1 protein-coding gene is annotated in these 532 nt (G+C 30.1%); it reads right to left on the minus strand.

Annotated features, from left to right (window positions below):
• Positions 1 to 532: transposase (locus CCAL9328_RS10720; protein WP_170000645.1), on the minus strand; the 532-nt coding region annotated here is incomplete at both ends.

Below are 532 nucleotides of genomic sequence, written 5' to 3' on the forward strand. Positions count from 1 at the left end.
AAATTTAAAAAAGCTTTTTAGATAGCGAACTATCGCACACATAACGGCAACAATAGCCAGCTTTTTATTCTTACCCCTAGATATTAAGTTCTCATAACGTATTCTAAATTTATCATTAAAACGAATACACACTAAAGCGCAAGTAAATAATGACTTACGTATTAACGGGCTACCATGTTTATTAATACAAAGCGTTTTATTGACGCTCGAACCACTTTGGAAAACTCGGGGTGATAAGCCTATAAAGCTAACAATCTGCTTTTCAGACTTATCACGATTAAAATGAAGTTGAGGAAATAAATTCAAAGCCAAATCAATACCTATGCCTTTATTTTCTTTTATAATTTTTTCTGTTTGTGGGATAATATTTTTTAATAAATCATAAGCTAAAAGTTTGAGTTCGGAGTGTGTTTGTTTGATTTGCGTTGTTAAATTTGTGATAAAAGTAGATAAAATTTTATCTTGCAAATTTGATTGTGAATGATTAAAATTTTTCAGTTGTGTTTGAAGCTTGGTAAGCAAAGTTAAAGCC

This window comes from Campylobacter sp. RM9328 (assembly GCF_012978615.1).